This is a genomic window from Snodgrassella sp. W8158 (assembly GCF_016100435.1).
Taxonomy (GTDB): Bacteria; Pseudomonadota; Gammaproteobacteria; order Burkholderiales; family Neisseriaceae; genus Snodgrassella; species Snodgrassella alvi.
In genome coordinates this window covers 22,917-47,888 of the sequence record NZ_JACFSM010000009.1, presented here as the reverse complement: position 1 = coordinate 47,888, position 24,972 = coordinate 22,917, and the positions used below count along the sequence as shown (strand labels likewise).

General features: G+C 40.3%; 23 protein-coding genes and 1 tRNA gene. 8 read left to right on the top strand and 16 right to left on the bottom strand.

The genetic code is table 11. From position 1 onward, the window contains the following. Window positions 1-841: 841 nt before the first annotated feature. From H3V11_RS11395 to H3V11_RS11385, 3 genes are all read left to right on the top strand, one after another. The gene (locus tag H3V11_RS11395) at window positions 842-1,615 is read left to right on the top strand and encodes an energy transducer TonB (protein WP_198225063.1); all 774 of its coding nucleotides are present in this window, start codon (window positions 842-844) and stop codon (window positions 1,613-1,615) included. Between the two features lie 83 nt (window positions 1,616-1,698). Continuing rightward, on the top strand, window positions 1,699-2,364 hold the full coding sequence (locus tag H3V11_RS11390; protein WP_025329708.1) for a MotA/TolQ/ExbB proton channel family protein: 666 nt from the start codon (window positions 1,699-1,701) through the stop codon (window positions 2,362-2,364). A 2-nt stretch (window positions 2,365-2,366) separates the two neighbouring features. Beyond that, the gene (locus H3V11_RS11385) at window positions 2,367-2,783 is read left to right on the top strand and encodes a biopolymer transporter ExbD (RefSeq protein WP_025329707.1); all 417 of its coding nucleotides are present in this window, start codon (window positions 2,367-2,369) and stop codon (window positions 2,781-2,783) included. Between the two features lie 715 nt (window positions 2,784-3,498). On the opposite strand, the gene lpxA is transcribed toward H3V11_RS11385, so the two are convergent. The 13 genes from lpxA to rpsB all read right to left on the bottom strand — a co-directional run bounded on the left by lpxA (window position 3,499) and on the right by rpsB (window position 16,249). Then, window positions 3,499-4,275: an acyl-ACP--UDP-N-acetylglucosamine O-acyltransferase gene (gene lpxA, locus H3V11_RS11380; RefSeq protein ID WP_198225061.1), complete on the bottom strand. Its 777-nt coding sequence runs from the start codon at window positions 4,273-4,275 to the stop codon at window positions 3,499-3,501. Window positions 4,276-4,346: 71 nt separating this feature from the next. Further along, window positions 4,347-4,805: a 3-hydroxyacyl-ACP dehydratase FabZ gene (gene fabZ, locus H3V11_RS11375; protein WP_025329705.1), complete on the bottom strand. Its 459-nt coding sequence runs from the start codon at window positions 4,803-4,805 to the stop codon at window positions 4,347-4,349. A gap of 4 nt (window positions 4,806-4,809) precedes the next feature. Next, window positions 4,810-5,871 (bottom strand): UDP-3-O-(3-hydroxymyristoyl)glucosamine N-acyltransferase, encoded by a 1,062-nt coding sequence (gene lpxD, locus H3V11_RS11370; RefSeq protein WP_084562372.1) that lies wholly within the window; start codon window positions 5,869-5,871, stop codon window positions 4,810-4,812. A 9-nt stretch (window positions 5,872-5,880) separates the two neighbouring features. Further along, window positions 5,881-6,378 (bottom strand): OmpH family outer membrane protein, encoded by a 498-nt coding sequence (locus H3V11_RS11365; protein ID WP_025329703.1) that lies wholly within the window; start codon window positions 6,376-6,378, stop codon window positions 5,881-5,883. Between the two features lie 24 nt (window positions 6,379-6,402). Beyond that, entirely contained in the window at window positions 6,403-8,778 is a 2,376-nt protein-coding gene (gene bamA / locus H3V11_RS11360; RefSeq protein WP_198225059.1) for an outer membrane protein assembly factor BamA, read from the bottom strand. A gap of 3 nt (window positions 8,779-8,781) precedes the next feature. Beyond that, window positions 8,782-10,122 carry an RIP metalloprotease RseP gene (gene rseP / locus H3V11_RS11355; RefSeq protein WP_078474544.1) on the bottom strand — a complete coding sequence of 447 codons (1,341 nt, stop codon included), beginning with the start codon at window positions 10,120-10,122 and terminating at the stop codon, window positions 8,782-8,784. A gap of 14 nt (window positions 10,123-10,136) precedes the next feature. After that, window positions 10,137-11,339 carry a 1-deoxy-D-xylulose-5-phosphate reductoisomerase gene (ispC, locus tag H3V11_RS11350; RefSeq protein WP_084585068.1) on the bottom strand — a complete coding sequence of 401 codons (1,203 nt, stop codon included), beginning with the start codon at window positions 11,337-11,339 and terminating at the stop codon, window positions 10,137-10,139. A 7-nt stretch (window positions 11,340-11,346) separates the two neighbouring features. Continuing rightward, the gene (locus H3V11_RS11345; RefSeq protein ID WP_078474546.1) at window positions 11,347-12,156 is read right to left on the bottom strand and encodes a phosphatidate cytidylyltransferase; all 810 of its coding nucleotides are present in this window, start codon (window positions 12,154-12,156) and stop codon (window positions 11,347-11,349) included. Between the two features lie 8 nt (window positions 12,157-12,164). Further along, on the bottom strand, window positions 12,165-12,911 hold the full coding sequence (locus tag H3V11_RS11340) for an isoprenyl transferase (protein ID WP_084550617.1): 747 nt from the start codon (window positions 12,909-12,911) through the stop codon (window positions 12,165-12,167). A 31-nt stretch (window positions 12,912-12,942) separates the two neighbouring features. Then, the gene (frr, locus tag H3V11_RS11335) at window positions 12,943-13,500 is read right to left on the bottom strand and encodes a ribosome recycling factor (RefSeq protein ID WP_025329697.1); all 558 of its coding nucleotides are present in this window, start codon (window positions 13,498-13,500) and stop codon (window positions 12,943-12,945) included. 127 nt (window positions 13,501-13,627) lie between these two features. After that, window positions 13,628-14,347 (bottom strand): UMP kinase, encoded by a 720-nt coding sequence (gene pyrH / locus H3V11_RS11330; protein WP_025329696.1) that lies wholly within the window; start codon window positions 14,345-14,347, stop codon window positions 13,628-13,630. A 166-nt stretch (window positions 14,348-14,513) separates the two neighbouring features. Next, complete coding sequence (tsf, locus tag H3V11_RS11325) at window positions 14,514-15,386, bottom strand: translation elongation factor Ts (protein ID WP_078474547.1); 873 nt, start codon at window positions 15,384-15,386, stop codon at window positions 14,514-14,516. Between the two features lie 113 nt (window positions 15,387-15,499). After that, complete coding sequence (gene rpsB / locus H3V11_RS11320; RefSeq protein ID WP_025329694.1) at window positions 15,500-16,249, bottom strand: 30S ribosomal protein S2; 750 nt, start codon at window positions 16,247-16,249, stop codon at window positions 15,500-15,502. Window positions 16,250-16,442: 193 nt separating this feature from the next. Here rpsB and H3V11_RS11315 point away from each other — a divergent pair, with 193 nt between their 5' ends. After that, window positions 16,443-17,072 (top strand): 5-formyltetrahydrofolate cyclo-ligase, encoded by a 630-nt coding sequence (locus H3V11_RS11315; RefSeq protein WP_198210403.1) that lies wholly within the window; start codon window positions 16,443-16,445, stop codon window positions 17,070-17,072. Between the two features lie 848 nt (window positions 17,073-17,920). On the opposite strand, the gene nfsB is transcribed toward H3V11_RS11315, so the two are convergent. The 3 genes from nfsB to H3V11_RS11300 form a co-directional block, all read right to left on the bottom strand. Further along, window positions 17,921-18,565, bottom strand: coding sequence for an oxygen-insensitive NAD(P)H nitroreductase (gene nfsB / locus H3V11_RS11310; protein ID WP_025329692.1), 645 nt, complete (start codon window positions 18,563-18,565; stop codon window positions 17,921-17,923). Window positions 18,566-18,884: 319 nt separating this feature from the next. Then, window positions 18,885-19,811, bottom strand: coding sequence for a nuclease-related domain-containing protein (locus tag H3V11_RS11305; RefSeq protein ID WP_198225057.1), 927 nt, complete (start codon window positions 19,809-19,811; stop codon window positions 18,885-18,887). Window positions 19,812-20,091: 280 nt separating this feature from the next. After that, window positions 20,092-20,176, bottom strand: a tRNA-Leu gene (locus H3V11_RS11300). 201 nt (window positions 20,177-20,377) lie between these two features. Here H3V11_RS11300 and H3V11_RS11295 point away from each other — a divergent pair. The 4 genes from H3V11_RS11295 (at window position 20,378) to hisD (ending at window position 24,643) form a co-directional block, all read left to right on the top strand. Further along, window positions 20,378-21,028: an SCO family protein gene (locus tag H3V11_RS11295; protein ID WP_078474550.1), complete on the top strand. Its 651-nt coding sequence runs from the start codon at window positions 20,378-20,380 to the stop codon at window positions 21,026-21,028. Between the two features lie 109 nt (window positions 21,029-21,137). Further along, window positions 21,138-21,791 (top strand): ATP phosphoribosyltransferase, encoded by a 654-nt coding sequence (hisG, locus tag H3V11_RS11290; protein ID WP_198225055.1) that lies wholly within the window; start codon window positions 21,138-21,140, stop codon window positions 21,789-21,791. 26 nt (window positions 21,792-21,817) lie between these two features. Next, window positions 21,818-23,305, top strand: coding sequence for an NYN domain-containing protein (locus tag H3V11_RS11285; protein ID WP_198225053.1), 1,488 nt, complete (start codon window positions 21,818-21,820; stop codon window positions 23,303-23,305). Between the two features lie 48 nt (window positions 23,306-23,353). Next, entirely contained in the window at window positions 23,354-24,643 is a 1,290-nt protein-coding gene (gene hisD / locus H3V11_RS11280; RefSeq protein WP_198225051.1) for a histidinol dehydrogenase, read from the top strand. The last annotated feature ends 329 nt before the right edge of the window (window positions 24,644-24,972 follow it).

Sequence of the window (24,972 nt, the reverse complement as noted above, 5' to 3'; positions counted from 1 at the left end):
TTCGTGTCGCGTCATCAGCGAAGAAGGCGAACTATACGCCTCCACAAATCCCCTGTCAACTCCTGCCTGCATTTATTTTTGACTTCCTCCTCACTTAACTGTTTTTCCTAAGTTTATTTTTTGCTCCTTTGACTCAATTTTGCAGTTTTATTTGACTCCACTATCTGCCGATAGGGATGATGACTTGTTTATAGCCTCTGTTTCCTTTTACTTGTGACTAGATGACTCTTCTTATATTTGTATTTGGCACTTTTATATGCTCACTTTAAATTATTGTGGACTACTTCGACTCTGGCTTTATTGATTAAACCAAATTTAATTTAGTTATATTTAAGGCTATTGTTTCTATATAGAGCTTCAGTAAACTTTTTTGTTGTTAAAATATATCAATTAAATAATTAACTTAACTTTTATCTTGTACTTTATGAACTCTATAGTATATAGATGTGTCCATAGCTATTTTTCTAACTTTAGTCTGTTGCTGTTTTTTTATATTTTGATTTTGTCGAATAGTATTAGCCAAATTTAGAGATACAGATATATATAAAGATAAAGCGGTTTTTCTGTTACCTTTAATTAATAGTTCTAAATAAATTCCGATAATCTGATAATTTTCTATTTTAATTAATCTTATATTTTGTTTTTAAATATTAAGTATAGAATCAAGTCATAATTATATTGTTTTGATAATTGTATATATAGGTGTATTAAAGCTTTAAATACGATCTGTTTACGCTTTAACAAGCTTATAAATTGCTCAATCTGACTGATTAACGCAGTCTTATGTTTTAGTGTTAAGTTATATTGCAAATAATAATGGTTTCTATTATCATGCAATGATATGGAAAACCAACGCAAAGTCAATTTTTTAATTGTTATTCTAGTGCTGGGCGTGCATGCTATTTTATTTTGGACAATAGCATTTAATGAACAGCAGATTAAAGTTGATAATAATATACAAGCACTGAATTTTGTTGATTTAGGCATAAGCTCGGATATGGCTGGCAAGATTGCTGACGATGTTCCTCAACAACCCGAATCTCAACAGCATGTTGTGCATAAACAGACGGTAAAAACACCGCCTAGAAAAGTGCTACCTGAAAAAACTGTGATAAAACCTGTAGCAACTAGCAAAGTACAAAGTCAATTTAAAGTTACTCCACCCAAAGAGGATGAACCGAAGCTGACACCTGCAGTAGCAAAATCATCGCCAATAGCGCCTGCACCTAGCAACAATGTTCCAGATGCTACTTCTGCAAATACTGGCGGAAAATCAGATTCCAAATCTGCAAATGGTAAAAGCAGCAGTGATCAGTCTGCTGGTAGCTTAGTTGTGCCAAAAGAATATCAGGGAGGTTATCTGGCTACATTAAACCCGGATTATCCGTATGACGCTCGGAGTAATGGGGAAGAAGGTGTGGTGGGTATAAAGGTTTATGTAGGTGCAGACGGAAAAGCACTTAATGTCACTATAAGTAAAAGTAGTGGCTATAGCCGTCTTGACCGAGCTGCTAAGCAGGCAATACTGAGATATCGTTTTAAACCAGCTACGCGCGGTGGTATTCCAATCTCTTATAACTATCAGTTTAATATAAAATTCAAAATATCAGATTGATAAAAAATAACGATAAGTAATGTAATTTTTGTATTTTAAATGATTTAGTTAAATCATTATTAACTTTGAAGGTAATTATTCTTATGGATGGTAATATTGCTTCAATTTATGCTCAAAGCGGTTGGATTTTGCTAACTGTTCTGGCTATTCTTGTCTTGATGAGCATTATAACCTGGATTATTGCTTTGGTTCGATGCTGGAGTTTATGGTGCGCAAGGCGGGATAATCGCATAGCTTTAAATTGCTTTGAGACAGCTGAGAATCTGGTTCAATTGCAACATGAACTGGCTGAAAACCATTCACCGGTGGCTTTACTGACTCGTGATGCATTACACGCAAGTAAGCTTTATCATGATAAAGCTAATCATTCTTTGGCTGCGGCCATGCCCTTTAACCGCTACCTTACCAGTCAGATTCGTAATAGTATGGAACAGATTATGCGCCACTATGAGAGTGGACTGACTGTATTGGCATCAATAAGTTCAAGTGCTCCATTTATCGGATTATTTGGTACTGTATGGGGTATTTATCATGCTTTAATTAATATTGGCCATAGCGGACAGATGAGTATTGCTGCTGTAGCTGGTCCTATAGGTGAGGCATTAATTTCTACCGCCATAGGTTTATTTGCAGCGATTCCGGCTTTACTGTTTTACAATGGTCTGGTACGCAGCAAGAAAAATTTAAGTCGTGATCTTGATGGTTTTGCTCATGATTTACATGCACAATTATTAAATAATGAGGAATAGTGATGGCATTCGGTCATTTCAGTGATGATGAGGTACATGAATCAGCTGATATTAATGTAACGCCGCTGGTTGATGTAATGCTGGTACTCTTGATTGTCTTTATGATTACGATGCCAGTATTAACTCATTCTATCCCGTTAACTTTACCTACCACCGCTAATCCTACGGAGCAAACAGAACCAAAATCTCCATTACGCTTATCGATTGGTGCTGACGGGCAATATAAATTAGGTGAACAAACACTTTCCCTAACTCAATTAAAAAATGATTTACATCTGAAGGCTCAGGCAGATCCAGAACTAGTACTGGCGATAGCTGCTGATAAACACGTTGCTTATGATCATGTTGCTCAGGTATTAGCCGCTGCTCGGGATGCAGGTTTGGTAAAAGTTGGCTTTGTTACGGAAGATAAATCGTAAATTAAATATCTCAATATAATTCTATTAAATGGACTTTCTGTCAAGGAAAGTCCATTTTTAATAGATTATTGTTATTGCAATATAATTAATTAAATAATACTACAATAAAATTTGACATCATAATTAAATACTTAAATTATTTTTGTCTCCGTTTGCACGTATTAAATAATTATTCATAATTACTGATATCACTATAGTTGCGTATATTATTTCTAGTGGGATATGAAGTAATATCATATTACTGAGTGGAGACTATTCATATAATCGATAATATAGGCACTAATAAAATATACATGATGTCATTTTTTCCTTAGTCTTTTATCACCGCCCTTTTCTTTTTTTATTTGTTTTTAGAAAAGTGCAGAACTGATGATGTCCAATATTTCAAGAAATATATTTATAACCATTCAAACGATTGATTCTCCCTTTTATATTTATAATGAAATTTTCACGATATAAGTATTAATAAAAGCAATATATCAATATTGCTTTCCAGAGTTATGGAATAACAGAGTCTATTATTCAGCAGATTTTTCTGAGGTACTTATTAAAATAACTTATAAAATTTAGATATTGTTATGTAGTAAATTTCATGTAAAAATTTTCTAGATTATTAATTAATCCATCTATTAAATATCTGTATTTAGATTTCTATCTTTAAATGTAAAACAGGTAGATTAATTATTGATTATCTACCTGTTGTATTGCGCCTGAACTAACGAATAATACCACGCGTTGATTGTGCAAAAAATTCTTTAAACACATGTAACTCAGGTGCTGAATCTGCTTCAGCAATAATTCTGGCTTTAGCATCAGCATAAGCCAATCCCTGGCGGTAAAGAATTTTATACAGACGTTTGATGTTGGCAATTTGTTCTGATGCAAATTGGTGCCGGCGCAAACCTTCAGTGTTAAGTCCGGCTGGCTCGGCACGATAACCAGCAGCCATAACATACGGGGGTACATCTTTATGCACACCGGCAGCAAAAGCTGTCATAGCATAATCGCCAATTTGACAAAATTGATGTACAAGTGAGAAACCGCCCAGTATTACATAGTCACCGATAACAACGTGTCCTGCAAGCGATGCATTGTTGGCAAAAACTGTATGATTGCCGACAACACAGTCATGAGCCAAATGAACATAAGCCATTATCCAGTTATCATCACCTATACGAGTTTCACCAATGCCGGTAACGGTACCTGTATTGAAGGTGGTAAATTCACGAATGGTGTTATGGTTACCAATAATAAGTCTTGTTGGTTCCCCATGGTATTTTTTATCTTGTGGGATTGCTCCCAGTGAAGCAAACTGAAAAATTCGATTGCCTTCACCAATAGTAGTGTGCCCGTCAATAACAACATGCGATCCGATATCGGTATTGGCTCCAATCTGCACGTTTGCACCGATTATGGTATAGGCTCCCACAGATACGCTACTATCGAGTTCTGCTTTGGGATCAATAATGGCTGTGGGATGAATCTGCGTCATGTATATTTCCTGCTGTCGTGGTTAACGACTAGTTTAATCATAGATGATTAATATTTTTAGTGATGTATTTTTTATTTTTCTACCTTGCGTTTGGCACACATGATTTCAGCTTCTGCCGCAACCTGATTATCTACTAAAGCAACAGCCTTGAATTTACCGATATCACGTTTGTTTGCCAATAATTTAACTTCGAATTTCAGCTGATCGCCGGGGACAACCTGACGCTTGAAACGGGCATTATCGATGCCTACAAAAAAATAAATTTCATCATCGTCACGACCACCATGACTTAAAATAGCCAGTGTTCCACATGCCTGTGCCATAGCTTCAATAATCAACACACCAGGCATAACCGGAAAATCAGGAAAATGACCAAGAAAAAAGGGTTCATTAGCTGTGACATTTTTAATTGCACTCAAAGTCATGGCTTCACTGTCGTAAGCGATAACACGATCAATCAGTAAAAACGGATAACGATGAGGTAATAATTTCTGCAGGGTACGAATATCTAAAGGTAAAGACCAATCCATTGCTTTAATCCTGTTGGTTTGATGAATTGCCGTTTAATTCGGCTAATTGATGTTCCAAGGCTTTTATTTTTTGACTCATTTCATGTAAATGACGAATATGGGCAGCATTTTTTACCCAGTCACTATGTTTTTGTAACGGAAAAATAGAAGCATAGTATCCGCTTTCCTTAATACTGTGACTGACAGCTGTAGCAGCACCAATAGTTGTTTTCGGCGGAATGTGTAAATGACCACCAATCATTGCTGCACCGCCGATAACTGAATAAGCACCAACTTCTGTACTACCGGCAATGCCTGTACAGGCTACAATAGCTACATGAGCACCGATTTTGCCGTTATGGCCAATCATCACCTGATTATCAATTTTGGCATCATTTTCTATGATGGTGTTTTCAATTGCTCCGCGGTCAATTGTGGTGTTGGCTCCAATTTCGACATCATCGCCAAGAATCACGCAACCGGTCTGAACAATTTTAAACCATTCATTTTTCTGTTTGTCCCATGCAAAACCGAACCCATCAGCACCAATAACACATCCCGAATGCAGTTCTACCCGGTTACCCAGTATACAACCATGATAAATGGTTACATTAGCATGAATAACACAGTCATTACCCACCGTACAATCATCTTCAATAACAGCGCCAGCCAGAATGCGTGTGTTTTCACCAATGATACAGCGCTCGCCAATAACAACATGAGCACCAATTTCGCAACTGGCTGCAATTTTTGCAGATGGTGCAACTACTGCACTGGGATGGATAGATGCTTTAGCCTGAATGCGAGGATGAAACAAACGGGCAACTTGGGCAAAGTAGAGATAAGGATCATCAGTAACAATCAGTGTACGATCAGTTAAAACTTCGGCAGATTTTTCGGTAACAATCAGTACCCCAGCCTTACTGGCCAATGCTTCTGCACGCAAACGCGGATTACTGAGAAAGCTGATATCGTTTGCTTGCGCCTGTTGTAATGAAGTAATTCTGGTAACAATGACATCACTGCCACGCAATTGTCCGCCCAGCTGTTCAACTAAAGCGGTAGCGGTTATCTGGTTTACAGCCATATTTCTGCCTTACTGTTTTTGTGCATTTAATGCTTTAATAACAGCATCAGTGATATCAAATTTACTGTTGACAAATATGGCATCTTGTATGATCAAATCATATCCTTCTTTTCGTGCCATTTCGATAATAACTTTATTGGCATTTTGCTGAAGTGAGGCAAACTCTTCATTACGACGCAGGTTGTAATCTTCTGCCAGTTTTGCAGCTGCTTCTTTATATTGTTCATCCATTTGCAGCATTTGTTTTATTTTTGCTTCTCGTTCGGCCGCCGGAACTTTCCCTGATTCAATTGCTTCTTTTAATTTCAGCCCTTCAGCTTGCATGACTTGCAGTTTTTTCTGCAACGGCGCAAATTCTTTATCAAGATCTTTCTGAATAGACTGAGCCTGAACAGATTGCTGATAAACACGGCTGGTATCAATAAAGCCGAGCTTTTGTATACTTTCTGCCCATGCAAAAGAGCAGGAAAGCACAGCAGCAAATGTTAAAACAATTTTTTTAAACATAAATTTGTCCTTATCTAGCTGCGATTAGAACGTAGTTCCCAACTGGAACTGGAAGCGTTGTATCTGATCTTCCGATTTCTTATGAATTGGATAAGCATAACTGAATTTCAGTGGTCCCATAGGTGACAACCAGGTAACAGCTAAACCAGCAGAATAGCGTACTTCGTTACCAATACTTGATTTATGTGTTTTGGAGCCGCCATAAGGATTTTTTTCATCATAATAGTTATAAGTTTTGTTATCCCACACACTACCGGCATCTGCAAACATGCTGAGGCGGACAGTATGCTGATCTTTAATTCCCGGAAACGGGAACAACAGTTCTGCAGTTGCAGTAGCAATATAATTACCACCATAGCTGCTGGAATCACTACTATATGAACCGTCACTGTATCGGTTAAAGTATTTCGGACCAAGTGTACCAGACTCATAACCACGTACTGAACCTAAACCACCGCCATTAAAAGCATACATAAATGGCAAATCCTTGGTTTTTCCATAGCCGTCCGCATAACCAAGCTGTCCGTATAGCATAAGGGTAAAGTTTTTATTTATCGGGAAATACCAGCGCTGGTCATGACTAATGCTGTAATATTGTAAATCGCCGCCGGGTAAGCCACTGTTAATATTAGCATTCATTATGTAGCCGCGAGTAGGCCATAATGAACTGTCTGTGGTATTACGACCCCAGCCGACAGTACCTTTTAATATCCAGTTATCCTTACCATATTTCTGAACAAATTCAGCATAACGCTGCGGCGCATATTCGCCATACAAATTAACGGCCAGATGCTCTGCACCAAGACTGAAATTAACTCGGTCATACTCGGTAATCGGTACGCCCATGGTCATTGCTGCACCAATGGTCGTGGTTTTATAGTCCATTGAGTTACTGTCTGATTTGCTGGGATTATAACCACGATAGTATAGGTTATACCCTAGACTGACACCATCAGGAGTGAAATACGGATCTGTAAAGGAAAGAGCCGCAACCTGATTAACCTTGGAGCGGGATAGTTGCAGACTAGCCGATTTACCAGTACCAAACAAATTATCCTGTGCAATACCTGCTGACAGCAGCAAACCGTCATCCTGCGCCCAACCGGCACCAACATTAATAGAACCGGTTGATCTCTCTTTGACACTCATATCCAGATCAACCTGATCTGGTGTACCTGCTACAGGCTTAACATCTACTTGAGCATTATCAAAATAGCCTAATTGCTGAACACGCTCTTTGGAACGGTTAATTTTCGATACATCATAGGGAGCGCGTTCCATTTGCCGCAATTCACGCCGTAGTACCTCATCACGGGTTTTGTTGTTACCTGTAATATTGATCTGATTAACATAGACTTTACGATCAGGAACGACGTTTAGTACAAAATCGACAACATGTGTATTTTCATTGGGTACAGCGCGAACATCTACCTGACAGAAAGCATAACCTGAGCTACCCATTTTGTCCTGAATTGCTCTGATGATATTAATCATCTGTGAGCGGTTATACCATCTTCCCTGTTTGATTTTAACCAGTTGCTGTAATGATTCTGCTGGTACTTCACGGGTATCACCGCCAACAGTTACATTACCCCAGCGATAGCGTTCGCCTTCATTTACTGTGATGTTAATCATCTGAGCAGTTTTATCATCACTGCTGTTTACTTTAACATCAGCAATACGGAAATTCAGATACCCATGATCCTGATAATAATTATTGATTTTATCCAGATCCTGCTGTAACTGGGTATCTGAATAACGATCATCCCTAGTTAACCAGCTTGTCCAGCTTTTCTGGCTTAATGACATCTGTTTACGCAAAGTATGGGCAGAATAGTGTTTATTACCACTAAAATTAATTGATTTGATGGTTGTCGTTGCACCTTCATCTATTTTCAGCTCAAGTGCAACACGATTACGTTCCAGCCTAGTAACCTTGGGAGTAATTTTTACCGCATTTTTACCACGCTGGCGATAGGCGTCCTGCAAGCCTACTATTGCCTGCTCTAATATAGCCGGATTAAATACGCGTGATTGCCCCAGACCAAAACCACTCAGGTTTTTCTTAATATCATTATTATTGATGGATTTACCGCCGGTAACATCAAAGCTGCTGATAATTGGCCGTTCCACTACAGTTAACAGGACCTGATTACCCATGGTTTCAACCCGTACATCATCAAAAAAACCCGTTGCATACAGTTTTTTGATAATCTCTTCACCCTCCGTATCGGTAAAAGTATCACCAATTTTAACCGGAAGGTAACTGAAAACAGTTGTGGGAGCTGTACGCTGTAAACCCTCTACCCGAATGTCTTTTATGGTAAACGGTTCGACTGCTAAAGCCAGTGAAGACAGGCCCAGAGCCATTAAACTGACAGTAATCTGTTTTAATTTCATCATTCATCCAAACAAACGGGTAATATCATTGAAGAAAGCTACCAACATTAACATTAACATGGCAGCAATACCAAAACGCAACCCCATTTCCTGTATACGCAAACTCAGGGGTCTGCCACGAATCCACTCGATGGCATAATACAGTAAATGCCCCCCGTCTAATACGGGAACGGGTAATAAATTGAGTACGCCAAGACTTACGCTAACCAGAGCTAGAAATTCTGTATAACTTTGCCAGCCCATAGCAGCAGTTTTGCCAGCCACATCTGCAATAGTCAATGGACCGGAAAGATAATGCAGCGATGCCTGACCAGTAAGTAATTTAGCAAACATGGAAAGAGTAAGTGTAATGTAATCCCACGTACGTTGCATAGCCAATCGTGCGGATTCAAAAAAACCGGGCTGATAATGCTGGCGAATCTGGGCATCCCATGTTTTATCACGCATGGCACCTACACCAACCTGACCAATTATTGCTCCTTTTTCAAGCACTGATTCCGGTCGCAGGCTAGTTTGTAGAATCTGTCCGTTTCGCTGATAACTAATGTCAAGTTTTGCACCAGCACTGGCCCGGATACTGTCTACCCAATCCTGCCAGCCAGTAAGTTTGCGTCCGTTAATGGTCAATAAAATATCACCTGTACGCAGACCAGCTTTAGCTGCGACACTATCCGGTATAACCATACCTATCTGATTAACGACTTTGAAAGGTGCAATACCCAGATAACCGGTTTTGGCAACATTAGCAGCAGCATCGGTACCGGCAATATTCAGTTGCCGCTGCTGCGGTTGTCCGGCTGCATTGATAACATCAACCTGAACTTTGCCGCTATCCAGATTAAGCATAATTTTAGCCTGAGCATCCGTCCAGTCTGTGACAGCCTGTCCGTTAACACTATTGATACGGTCGCCTTGCTGAAAACCTGCATCAGCAGCTACTGTAGCTGGCTCAACCATACCCACCCAGGGGCGAATTTGAGTAATACCACCTATGCTGAAACTTGCTGCATACAGCAGTACAGCTAATATCAGGTTCGTCAACGGACCGGCAACAACGATTGCAATACGTTTAAGAGGATGCTGCTTATCAAAAGCATAAGGTAAATCAGCTTCACTGACATCTCCTTCACGGGTATCAACCATTTTGACATACCCCCCGAGAGGGATGGGTGCCAGACACCATTCGATATTGCCGCGTTTTAAACAAAAAAATGGTTTACCAAAACCAATACTAAAACGCAGTACTTTAACACCACACCAGCGAGCCACAACCAGATGGCCTAATTCGTGCAAGCTTACCAGCAGTAAAATTGCTACAATAAAAGCAAATATGGTTAATAACATGGTTTATCCTGTTCTCATCCGGCAGACCGGCCAGCTATCCATGCACTTGCTACACTACGCACCCGTGTATCAAGTTGCAAGAGTTCTTCTATAGAAGACGCAGTTTGCCCGCTAAAATATTGCAGACAGTTATCAACTACTGACGCTATATCAACAAACTGAATGTTTCTGTCCAGAAAGGCAGCTACGGCAACTTCATTAGCTGCATTCAGCACACATGAACTGGCCGGATTATTGCTGTGTAATACATCATAAGCCAGTTTCAAGCATGGAAAACGTATGAAATCCGGTGCTAAAAAGTGTAAACCACTTAAACTGGTAAAATCCAGCTGTTCAACCCCTGAATCAATTCTGTCTGGTAAGCCCAGACAATGTGCAATCGGAATACGCATATCCGGTTTACCCATTTGAGCCAGTACAGAACCATCTCGGTAACGAACCATGCTGTGTATCACGCTTTGCGGATGAATAATCACTTCCAGCTGTTCAGCAGCAGCATTAAATATCCAGTGAGCCTCAATTAACTCAAGGCCCTTATTCATCATACTAGCTGAATCAACAGAAATTTTGCGACCCATCTGCCAGTTTGGATGGCGTATTGCAGCCTCTGGGGTAATAGCCACAAAATCTGCCAGTGCGGTGTGCAGAAAAGGACCACCTGATGCCGTTAAAACCAGCGATGCTACGCCAGCATGCTCCAAATTTCCCTGATAATTATCAGGTAATGCCTGAAAAATAGCATTATGCTCACTATCTACAGGTAACAGCCGTGCACCGTACTGCTGAACAGTCTGCATAAATAAGGCACCAGCGACTACCAGGGTTTCTTTATTTGCCAGATAAATAGTCTTACCGGCTTTCGCTGCTGCTAACGTAGGTCTTAAGCCGGCGGCACCGACAATAGCAGCCATGACAGCATCAGTTTCACTATCCTGTGCAACATCGCACAGAGCCTGTTCTCCAAATAAAACCTCTGTAGTAACAGCAGCAGTCTGTAATTGTACTCGCAGAACATCCGCCTGCGCAGCGGTAGCAACCACAGCGTAAACTGGATGATAACGAATACACAGTTCTGCCAGACGATCAATTTTCTGGTGTGCGGTTAACGCAAAAACAGAAAACCGTTCAGGATGGCGCCCAATAACATCAAGAGTACTCTGACCAATGCTGCCAGTCGCTCCCAGAATAGTTATAGAAGTAGGATTATAACCACTCATCAAAAAATCACTTTACACTAAAACAGGCTATCAAGGCGGCATAAACACTTAGTACAGCAATCAGGGAATCTATCCGATCAAATACACCACCATGTCCGGGTAAAAGCTGGCTGCTGTCTTTTACACCACCAGCACGCTTTAACCAGCTTTCCAGCAAATCACCGCAGATACTGACTGCAGTCAGAACAAAAGCCAGACACAAGGTTTGCCACCAAGGCAGAATAAAGGGTAACCAGCCTTGCTGTTGCAGGATAATTGTATAGATAGCAACGCAAATAACCGCACCAATAGCACCTTCCCAGCTTTTATTCGGACTGATAGTTGGAGCCAGTTTACGTTTACCCACCGCCCTTCCGACAAAATAGGCAGCAATATCGGCAATCCACACTAATGCCATGATCGATAAAAGAGCACCGGCAGCTTTAGTATCCGGCCGCAAAGAAATTAATGCCTGCCAGAAGGGCACCATTAATAGCCAGCCAATCATGACACCAGACAAGTTGGCTCTGATCTTCCATTTAAATTTTAACCAGACTGGTACGATAATCAGCCAGAACAGCAAAACCATTATCTGTGCCCAGAGTGGTAATGCCGTCTGCTGATAATAAAAATAAAGACATCCACCGCCTACTGCGCTGACCAGCAGATAGAGGGCATTCTGTATGTTAGTGAAATGGGCAATACGGGCATATTCCCATAAAGCCAGTAAGGCAATCAGACCGCTAAATGCAGCCCATAAACTGTTGTTAGCCCCGAACAACATACCTATCATTAAGGGCAGTAAAACCAGAGCAGTAAGAATACGTTGTTTGAGCATAAATAAATTTAGAGTCGCTGTTGGGTAAGTGGCAACTGCTCCGAGGTTCTGCCAAACCGTCTCTCCCGTTCCTGATAGGAACGTACAGCATTAGCCAGCTGAGATTCATCAAAATCCGGCCACAGAACTGGCGTAAAATATAACTCGGTATAAGCCAGTTGCCATAGAAGAAAATTACTGATACGGGTTTCGCCGCCTGTACGGATAAATAAATCCGGTTCGGGAGCATAACCAAGTGACAGATATGGCAGGATGCTGGTTTCAGTCAGTTTGGTATCTCCGGCCTGAATAGCCTGATTAACCGCCTGCAAAATATCCCAGCGACCACCATAATCAGCAGCTATAGTCAGAGTTAGCCCGGTATTGGCTGCTGTCAATGCTTCTGCTTCTTCAATCCCGTGTACGATTTCTGCTGCAAAACGGCTGCGATCACCAATGACACGCAGACGCAGATTATTTTTATGCAATTTTTGTACCCGTTTTTGCAATGACTGCAAAAACAGCCCCATCAGAAAATTAACTTCGTCCATAGGACGACGCCAGTTTTCAGTAGAAAAAGCAAAGACTGTCAGATACTCCACACCCATACGTGCGCAGTTTGCTGTCATTTCTTCCAGCATTTCCAGCCCTTTTTTATGCCCCATAATCCGTGGCATCAGACGTTTTTTAGCCCAACGTCCGTTACCGTCCATAATAACGGCAATATGCCTCGGGATTTCGGTATGTTCGGGCACACTCTGAGTACTACTAGTAATCAAAATACATCCTTTACTGCAATTATATAGTTCAGATTGCCATCAGATCGGCTTCTTTAGTTGCCAGCATCTTATCAATTTCAGCAATGTATTTATCAGTAAGCTTCTGAATACCTTCTTCACCGCGACGAACTTCGTCTTCACTGATTTCTTTGTCTTTATGCAGACGTTTGAGGTCATTATTGGCATCACGTCGTATATTACGCACGACTACCCGACCATCTTCAGCTTCACCACGGACTACTTTAATCAGATCTTTGCGTCGCTCTTCGGTAAGCATTGGCATGGGTACGCGAATCAGATCACCCATTGCAGCCGGATTCAGGCCAAGATTTGAGTTACGAATAGCCTTTTCGATAACAGCAGCCATTTTACTTTCATAGGGTTTCACCCCGATGGTGCGAGCATCCAGCAAGGTTACACTGGCAACCTGACTAACAGATACCATGCTTCCGTAATATTCTACCTCAACCTGATCTAGTAAACCGGTATGAGCGCGCCCTGTACGAACTTTAGACAGATTATCGCGCAATACATCCAGTGATTTCTGCATTTTGGTTTCAGCAGTGCGTTGAATTTCGTTAATCATGAATATTCCTGTCTGGCCTGACAGCATTTATTTCAATTTTCTCAAATTTTTGCTGTCAGAAAATGGCAAACGCGCATACTAACGCAGTTATACGCGTCACCACAAGTTTAGTTAAGCAGTCTGATGTTTATACATGGACTAATGTACCTTCATCTTCACCCCAGATAACCCGTTTAAGTGCTCCCGGTTTGAAGATGCCGAATACCACAATATTCAGTTTCTGTTCACGGCATAAAGCAAATGCCGTGGCATCCATTACTTTCAGATTCTGGCTAATTGCCTCATCAAAAGTAATTTGCTGATAACGTTTGGCCTCAGGGTTGGTTTTAGGATCAGCAGTATAAACCCCATCAACATTGGTTGCCTTTAACATAATATCACAATTCATTTCTACTCCACGTAAACTTGCTGCGGTATCTGTAGTAAAAAACGGATTGCCGGTTCCTGCTGCAAAAATCACCACTTTACCCTCTTCCAGATACTGGATCGCTTTCGGGCGTGCATAAGTTTCTGCTACCTGCTGCATACTCAGTGCTGACTGCACTCTGGCTTTAACCTGCTGACTTTCAAATGCTTCTTTCAGAGCCAGTGCATTCATCACCGTAGCCATCATGCCCATGTAATCGGCGGTAGCACGTTCCATGCCTTTGGCTGATTGCGCCATTCCGCGAAAAATGTTACCGCCGCCAATAACAATAGCCACTTCTACACCCATATCGACCACTTCTTTAACCTGTGCAGTGATTTGCATAATGGTATCGCGATTGATACCAAAAGCATCCGGCCCCATCAGGGACTCTCCGGATAATTTCAATAATACACGTTTGTATTTTGCTGGTTTGGTCATGATCATTCTTTCTGTCAGTTTGCCATTAGATGTTTAACAGCGATCGATAAATTTAAAAAAATGGGAACTTTTATTTCAGCTATCTCAACCTGAGTAAACAGATAACTCAAAAAAAAGCACCCTGATTCAGGAGCCTGAATCCAGAGTGCCCGTGGCATAAACAGCCTTATACTTTAGAAGCAGCGGCTACTTCAGCAGCATAATCCACTTCTTTTTTCTCAATACCTTCACCAACATGGAATGCAACAAAACGACTTACTTCAGCATTTTGTTCTTTCAGGAATTTTTCCACAGTCTGGTCAGGATTAATAACGAACTGCTGACCCAGCAGAGTTACTTCAGCCAGGAATTTCTGTACCCGGCCTTCAACCATTTTTTCAATGATATTTGCCGGTTTGCCGGAAGCTGCAGCCTGCTCTTCATAAATGTGGCGTTCTTTTGCCACAATTTCCGGGTTCACTTCAGCAGCAGAAACGCATTGTGGTTTGGATGCAGCAATGTGCATGGCTACCTGACGGATAGCTTGTGCATCGCCACCTTTGTGTTCTACCAGTACACCGATTTTGGTACCGTGCATATAGGTTACTAAACTGTTATCAGTTTCAATTCGTTCAAACCGTCGTACAGTGATATTTTCACCCAGCTTAGCAATGACAGCTTTACGAGCTTCTTCAACAGTAACGCCATCATCTGTTTTGGCTTCAGCCAATGCTTCCAGTGTAGCAGGGTTGTGCACGGCAACAGCTTTAGCCACAGCCTGAGCAAATGCCATAAAGCTGGCATCTTTGGCAACGAAATCTGTTTCACAGTTAATTTCAGCAACTGCACCTACTTTGCCATCCACGTATTCAGCAACTACACCTTCTGCTGCAGTACGGCCAGCCAGCTTACCAGCTTTGGCACCAGATTTAATGCGCAGAATTTCTTCGGCTTTTTCCATATTACCTTCGGCTTCTACCAAAGCTTTTTTGCATTCCATCATGCCCAAACCGGTAGCAGCACGCAAATCACCTACCATTTTTGCAGTAATTGCAGCCATGTTTTACTCCTTAAACTTAATTATGCTCAGCCAGACAGATATCAGGCTGAAAAATTGTTTTAAAAAAAGGGGCACTAACGTCCCCTTCTTTTACAAAGATATGAGATAACTAATTATTCAGCAGCAGTTGCAGCCTGTTTTTCTTCTGCGGCCTGAGCAGCCTGAACCACTTCCTGTAAAGACTGAGCTTTACCTTCCAGAATGGCATCAGCAATACCACGGCAGTACAAACGAATTGCCTTAGCTGAGTCATCATTACCCGGAATTACATATTTAACATCATCAGGGCTGTTATTGGTATCAACCACAGCGATAACCGGAATACCCAGTTTAGCTGCCTCTACCAAAGTACCTTTCTGATAACCGGTATCGATAACGAAAATCGCATCAGGCAGGCCTTTCATATCTTTAATACCGCCCAAAGAACGTTCCAGCTTAGCAACTTCACGCTGCATTTCCAATACTTCTTTTTTACCGTAACCGGCTTCAGTAGCATTTTCCAGCGCAACAGTTTTTTCTTCCAGACGTTTAATAGACTGTTTTACGGTTTTGTAGTTAGTCAGCATACCGCCCAACCAGCGATGATCAACGTAAGGAGCACCGGCGCGGGTAGCTTCTTCCTTAACGATATCACGTGCCTGACGTTTAGTACCTACGAACAGTACAGTTCCTTTATTGGCAGCCAGACGACGCACTACATCCTGAGCCTCTACAAACATCGGCAGGGTTTTTTCCAGATTGATGATATGGATTTTGTTACGCGCACCAAAAATGTACTCAGCCATTTTCGGATTCCAGTAACGTGTCTGATGACCAAAGTGTACGCCTGCTTCCAGCATCTGGCGCATAGTAATTTGTGACATAATAATCTATCCTTAAAAGGGTTAAAGCCTGACACTGCCACGCATAGAACTCTGCAACAGAGCACCCTTTCGCGTACAGTGCGAGCGTTGTTTATTTTTACCGAGGTAAAACACTCAGATGATACAGAAAAAAAGCAGTTACGGCAAGTATGCAGCTTTACGGTATCCTGCCTGAGTATTAACAGGCCAAATTATGCAGATACATACAGATAAAAGACAACAGCGTGGTTATTTGCGCCGGCAGCGTCAGCAGTTAAAGGATGATATACGTCAGCATGCTACTACCCGAATTAACCGCCTACTCTATCCTCTGATCCGACGTAAAAAACGGATAGCCGTATACTGGGCAGTAGGCAGTGAATTATCACTGTGGTCATTTATTATTACTGCTCAGAAACGCGGAGCAACAGTTTATTTGCCTTATATTGCAGCCAGACAACGACAATTATGGTTTACTCCCTGCCCTATCCTCTCTCGTAAGCAAGCCACAGCCCGTTTTATGGCTCAGTACGGTTTAAAACAAAAGCGCGGTTTAATTCCTCAATTTCATGGTCAGCGGATTCGGGCTCGCTATTTACATACTCTGATTGTGCCGTTGCTGGGAATTGATCAAAAAGGTAATCGTCTGGGACAGGGCGGGGGTTATTACGATGCCACACTTTCAGCATTACAATCCTGGCAACCGAAATTAATAGGGGCTGGTTTTGCCTGCCAGCGGTTACAAGAAATTCAAACTGAAAAGCATGATATCAAAATACCTTATTTTGTCTGTGAACAAGGTGTTGTGCACTTTAAGCTGGGTATAAATAAATTATCTGGCTGAATATTTATACAGAAAATGGTTTTAGTATTTAAGATACTTTTAAAAGTATAAATAAGGCGATAAATTTAATTTCAAAAATCTTAAATAGATTGTAAAATAAAATATTATGCAAAAGTAATATTTTTAAATGAAGATATTGCGGGATATATTTATTAGAGCTTGGCTTATGATTTCCTGATGATATGCTAATTGAACTATCTAAAGATAAAAAATTTGCTCGAAAGAATAGAAAATACGTTTTGGCATGGAATAAACGGTTATTTATCTGAATATAAACCAGTCTTGTCAAATTTTATTTTTCAAGATAAGTTATTCTATGCTTTTTTTTATTTTAAAGATGATTTAATTATGCTTAAACCAGACAGGATAACTGTATTAATTATTAATAATATCAACACAATTCAAAGTAAAAATTAGAAATCGTAAACTACCAGTATCACCTTGGTTAATACAATACACTTTATCTGCTGATGCAAAATATACCATTTATATTATAAGTGAGAGTTTTGGCTATTATTCCGTAGAAATTTAAAAGAAAAAGATAAAAATTAAATGATTATTTTCTTTAAGCTTCAGCATTATTAAACAATATTATTCAGCAAGTTTTCTCTTCGTTGTTATCATTTAGTAATCAGGAATTTAGCTGTCTCGTTATTTCTGAATAGATCCCATTTTAAACTAAATCAAATCAATTATAAGGTTAGCTAAGTCTTATATTCGAAGGTGCTACCGACAAATATATAATTCAGCACATAAGTACAATTTTCTTAGAAGGCAAAACAATAAAATACGGATATCAGTATATTTATTGTTTTGCCCGATAATCGGTAATATTCTGGAACTAATAATTACAAGCGAGTAAATATCTGCTCTTCAGGCAGGCGTGATTTTGGCCGGGTAGCATTACTGTCATTAGCGGCACGATAGCCAAGACTGACTACCAGTACGCTTTTCAACCCCTGCTGTTGCAGACCAAGAATTTCATCCATTTTCTGATCATCAAAGCCTTCAATTGCTGTTGAATCGATACCAATAGCAGCTGCTGCAAATAATAACTGCCCCAATACAATATATAACTGTCTGCTTTCCCACTCAAGCTGGCTATGTGGTGTCGCGCTATTTTTATTAACATAAAAATGGCGACCTTTATCCATCATTTCCTTGATTTCACCTTCTTCGAAACGACCATCCTTTTCTTCCTGAGCCAGTACATTCTGTAAATGCTGCTCATCCAGGGGGGTTTTAGCACAGAATATTAAGGTATGTGATGAATCAGCTACCCGCGGATGATTCATTTCTACAATTGCCGGCATGATTTTGGCACGAGCATCGTCATTATCCACTACAAAAAAATGCCAAGGCTGTGAATTTACTGATGAAGGGCTGTTTCTGATAACTTCAAATAGTTGCGCCAATTGCTCTGCCGGAATTTTTTTTGTTTTATCATAATGTTTGGTCGTATAACGCTGTTTGGATATATCAGTAATATTCATTGTCTGGATTCCTGTTGTTTCTCAATAATTATTAAATAATTCAATTGATTATTTTAATTCAAAAATAATAATCATATTGATTAAATAGGTAAGGATACTCATAAAATATATATAACCACTATATATAATATACCGGCTATATAAATCAATTAGCTTACATTAATATATATTTGAATATGGTACTTCTGAAAAATTTTACCAATAGTATTTTATGTAAAAAATTGTTCAGTAAAATAATAATGTTCATGGTATACATTACTTTTAAACCAGTATATTTAGTGTATCTAACTTCTCAATAACATACTGAAATCATCACTATTCATTGTTGTTTAATTTTTTGCTGACACTGATAACAATATATTTTACCGCCAAATATATTTTTATGATTCCGGCAATAATCGACTACGCCTGATGAGATATTTTTATGACACATGGAGCAAAAATAATAAGTTGCTGAACTCAAATTTTCATTTTGTGAATGAGCTATATGAGCTGATTTTGTTATCAATTGATCAGATAACTTATTCAAACCAAAATAACTTGGCCAGTCATATCGTACAGGTTGATGCAACTGCACCAGCTGACGGGCAAATTTTTGCATACTGGCAATTGGTGCCGTACGGATAAAACTTAAGATACCCGCAGGTTTGCTTAACTGCTGTACTTTTGTTTGCAATTGCTCATTTTTTATTACGCTATCCAACCCGGAAACTGGATTTCGGGGACGCCGGATACAGGCATCATTAGAGACAAGTATCAGGCTATATAATGACGGACGCAATTTTCTGCCAAAACGGCTGGGCAGCTGAATTTTATCTGAAAGTAATAAATTATTCAGCAGGCTGATATGACGTCGGTTTTGTTCAAGAGGTGAAGACATTCCTTGTTCATTACCTTCATATATACGGGAAAACTCACCCTGCTCATTAATAATCAGACTGCCAGTTATTCTTTTACTTTCACATACAAATATTTGCATATGACGATTAATCAGTAAATGGTCAATTTGTGCCACTTTTCCCTGATACTTTAATCTTAAATCATTAATAATTACCCATTCGGAATGATTGCCAAAATGAAACTGCAGCTGATAAGCAGATTCTGCTTCACCTTTGATTCCTGAACGGATTAACCGCAGATGATGTTCAATCTGCTGACGCGTCTGCTGTGTTAGATCAGACCGTTGCAATAGCTGGTGGAGTATTTCTATGTCTTTTACTTTACTGTCAGCCTGCTTAAAAATCATTTTTAGAATTCAATTGCAATAATTAGTGATAGACGTCTGTCTGGGTCTGATATGGGGCTTTATATGATTGTCCGGTAAATGATAAAACCACCGGAAACCAAAAAGAGTCGTATTATATTTAATAATACGACTCACTAGCTATATTGATTATGCCAAATAAGCTATTATGTTTTTCTCATGATTTAGCTATCAAGTTTGATAAATTTCTGCATATCATTAGTCTGACAGGCTGTTAACTGCGAAAATAAAAAAACCGCTGTTATCAGCGGTTTTCAAAATCTGGTGCCCAGGGACGGACTCGAACCGTCACACCTTGCGGCGGGGGATTTTGAGTCCCCTGCGTCTACCAATTTCGCCACCTGGGCTAGCGAAGAAGACGCATTATAACGGATTTTCCATGGCTGTAAAGAATTTTTTTATGGTAAAAAATTTTTTTAACTGATTCTGAATAAAATATTGATTTTATTTTTGGATTTTTTTATATTTTACTTATTAATTTTAAAATTAAAAAATTTCTGAATTTTAAATATTTATTTAAAGTTCATTTTTGTATTATTATTAACTTTATGCTTAACATACAAAATTTTCTGGCTGTATTAACATCCGCGATTTTATTGGGTGCCTGCCAGCCTCAGTCGGCAGTTAACAATGCTCAGCCAGCAAGTGCTGATTCAGCCAAACCACTGCATCAGTATAATTTTGAAGGCAGTGATGTACGCGATGCCGGCTTGGGTGGTAAAGATTTTTCCTTGCTTGGTTCTGACGGTAAAACAGTACATCTGCGTGATTTTCAGGGTAAAATAGTAGTATTAGTGTTCGGTTATACCCATTGTCCGGATGTTTGCCCGACTAATCTGCTTGCTTACGCAGATGCAATAAATCAGCTAGGTGAGCAGGGAAAACAGGTACAGGTATTGTTTATTACGGTTGATCCGCTGCGTGATACACCACAGGTTATGGAAGCTTATGCTCCGGCATTTAATCCTGACTTTATTGGTTTAACTGTAAATAAACAACATCAGCAAGAGCTTAATAACGTTATTAATCAGTATAAAATTGCTGTACATAAAGTAGCAGGCAGTAGTTCCGGTGAATATTTAATGGATCACAGCACAGGAACATATTTAATTGATAAACAAGGCCGTACCGTAGTTTATGAACCACACAGCCAGACAGCGGCACAATTGGCTCATGACATAAAACAATTACTGGATTAAAATTATTTAATTATTATTTTTATAATTTCTGCAAACTTATTTTTCTGCAAAAATAATTTATTGTTTAATAAGTTTGCTTTTATGTATATTATTCAACACTGACAAAAAAATGACTGTACAATTAACCATAGCGTTATCTAAAGGTCGAATTTATGAAGAAACCCTGCCATTACTCGCTGCGGCAGGAATTAATGCTATTGAAGACCCGGAAGAGTCACGTAAACTGATTATTAATACTAATCATAACAATATCCGTTTAATCATTGTTCGGGCAACAGATGTGCCTACATATGTGCAATACGGAGCAGCTGATTTTGGAATCGCTGGAAAAGATGTTTTAATTGAACATGATGGCGACGGATTATATCAACCTTTGGACTTGAATATTGCCCGTTGCAGAATGATGGTAGCCGTACGCAAAGGGTTTGACTACACAGCAGCTTCACAACCCGGCTGCCGTTTACGCGTAGCCAGTAAATACCCTAATATTGCGGCTGAACATTTTGCCGGCAAAGGCGTACACATTGATTTAATTAAATTATATGGTTCAATGGAGCTGGCACCTCTGGTAGGGTTGGCTGATGCAATTGTTGATTTGGTTTCGACAGGTAATACGTTAAAGGCAAATAACCTAGAGGCTGTAGAGCATGTTGTAGATATTTCCAGCCGGCTGGTCGTAAATAAGGCGGCCTTAAAGCTGAAATATGCAGCTATACAACCAATTATTAATGTATTTACTAGTGCACGAAATCACGAAATTTAAATTTTTTATTAACAGGAATTCTATAAATGACTACGGAAAATTCGGCCAAACTGGCAGTACTTATTGATGCTGATAATGCTTCAGCCAGTATTGTTGAATCTTTACTGGAAGAGATTGCCAAATACGGTATTGCCAGCGTTAAACGCATTTATGGCGACTGGAGCAGCGGCCTGTCCAAATGGAAAGATGCACTGTTACCACACGCTATTACCCCTGTACAGCAATTTGCCTATACTAAGGGAAAAAATGCCACTGATATGGCTATGGTAATTGATGCCATGGATTTATTATACAGTAATACTTTTGATGGCTTCTGTATTGTATCCAGTGACAGTGATTTTACCCGTCTGGCTTCCCGTATTCGTGAAAATGGTCTGACTGTTTATGGTTTCGGGCAGAAAAAAACGCCCGAATCTTTCCGTAAAGCATGTGATAAATTTATTTATACTGAGAATTTACTTAGCCATACCACAGTAGATATCGGTGAAGATAAAGTTCAGACACCGATTTTCCGCAATAAACGCAAAACTCCGGCTGAGCTGAAACAGGATACTGCACTGATGAATCTGTTCCGCAATGCAGTGAAGGAGCATGCAGATGATGATGGCTGGACATCACTGGGTGTTATCGGTCAGTATATCAACAAGGTTAATTCCGATTTCGATGCACGTAATTATGGTTATACCAAACTCTCTTATCTGATCAGTGCCATCGATATTTTTGAAACTCAGATGCACGGCAATCATTTATGGCTGCGTCTGAAAAAACGCAATAGTAGCCTTGCGCCTAAAACAGAAAGCAAACCTTACACATCGGTTAGTGAGCCGACAGCTTTCCAGCAGAATAATGATGCACCCCTGGTTATTACCATTCCGGCAGTCAGCACAGCCATGCCGGCAGAAAAAGTAAGTGTAACCATAGAGCCGGAAGAAAAAAGCAAAGCTAAAGAACCGGTGCTGGTACAGATTGAAACCAGAGCTCCGGAATTCACCAGTTATGAAAAGGGCCGGGAAGATCAGACTAAACGCGGCCGTGGCCGTCCTCGCAAAACAGTATTCGAAACGACGGTAACTCCTGCGGAAAGTAGCCGTGGTCGTGGTCGTCCGGCAAAATCCGGTTTCAATAACCGCTCATCCAAATCCGGTCGTTCTTCTGGTGAAACATCCAGCCAGCACCACTGGAACCGTCTGGTGCCGATGGTACAAAAGGCCATTGAAAGAACCTGTGATATTGAAGGCTGGGCGACAGTGAGCTCAGTTGCTCGCGAGCTGGTAACCAGCGATGGCGGCTTTAATGCTAAAGACTATGGTTTTGACAATGCCAATAATGCTATCTCGGCAATTAGCAGTGAGTGGGTAGACAGCCGTAAGGCCGGCCGTGGCTTACGGGTACGGGTAGTAAAACCTTATGATATTGAAGTAGATGGTAATACTATTCCGGCTCATGAACTGGCCGCTAAATCAAAAACACCGGTTATCGATGAAGATGACGATAATTTCGGCAACAATTTTTAATTAATGATATCAGGATCGGGCAGCTCAGGCTGCCCGATATACATAGGCATGAAATATATTTCCACGCTGGATGCTGATTTTAAAGCCCAGCTAACTGCATTACAGGCATTCGAAACTGCACAGGATCCGCAAGTGGATGTAGCTGTAGCCGCTATTTGTACAGATGTGCAGCAACGCGGTGATGCAGCTGTAATTGAATATACTAATCGTTTTGATCACACACAGGCTCAGTCTATGGCTGATCTGACATTAAGTCAGACAGATCTGGCTGCAGCATTTGCCCGTCTGCCGGCAGATGTGCAGACAGCTTTACAAACTGCTGCTAAACGGATTGAAAGCTATCATCAGCACCAGAAACAGCAATCATGGCAATATGAAGATGAAAATGGTACTTTACTGGGGCAGCAAATTACTGCTCTGGACAGAGTAGGTATTTATGTACCTGGCGGTAAAGCGGCTTATCCAAGCTCAGTGATGATGAATGCTATGCCGGCACATGTAGCCGGTGTCGCTGAAATTGTGATGGTTGTGCCGATGCCATATGGAGAGAGAAATGATATTGTTCTGGCAGCAGCTTATGTAGCCGGAGTAACTCAAGTCTTTACTATAGGTGGCGCTCAGGCCATAGCAGCTTTAGCTTATGGAACACAAAGTATTGCTCAGGTTGATAAAATTACCGGACCCGGCAATGCTTATGTTGCTGCAGCCAAAAGGCGGGTATTTGGTGTTGTTGGTATTGATATGGTTGCCGGCCCCAGTGAGATTCTGGTGATTGCTGATGGTACTACTCCGGCCAAATGGGTGGCTATGGATCTATTCAGTCAGGCAGAGCATGATGAAATTGCACAGGCTATACTGATTACAACCAATGCAGATTATGCTCAGGAAGTAGAAGCTCAGATGAAGGAGTTACTGGCACAGATGCCACGCAAGGATATCATTGAAGCTTCACTGACTAATCGCGGAGCCATTATTCAGGCTCAGAATCTGGATGAAGCATGTGATATTGCCAATTATCTGGCCCCTGAGCATCTGGAGCTTTCTGTAGCTGACCCACAAAAATGGGCACCAAAAATCCGGCATGCCGGTGCTATTTTTATGGGGCAATATACCAGTGAGAGTCTGGGAGATTATTGTGCCGGCCCTAATCACGTATTACCAACCAGCCGTACTGCTCGGTTTGCTTCCCCGCTGGGTGTATACGATTTTCAAAAACGCAGCAGTCTGATTCAGGTTTCTGCTGAGGGTGCCCGACAGTTAGGACAAATTGCCAGCATTCTGGCACATGGTGAAGGCCTGACTGCACACGCAAGGTCTGCTGAACTGCGTATGGAATAAAGATTTTATTCACACGTGCCAATGCTTCAATAGCATTGGCATTTTTATTTATGTTGTGTGACCAACTATTTCATGCAGATTTTAATCTATTACTGGAATCTGTATTTAATCTGAACCCAGACAATTGAAAATACAAACTCTAATAATACGATAATAATTTAAATCAAATATCATAAAAATAAACAATTTTCAAATAAAAAACCTAAAAATATTTTGTATTTTTATATGCTGAATGTTTTCAGACTGCAATACTAAACGTCAATTTAAACAATTATTTGTAAGCGTCATTTTTCTCTTTTGACGCACTCTGGTAAGCTGGGCTTATACTG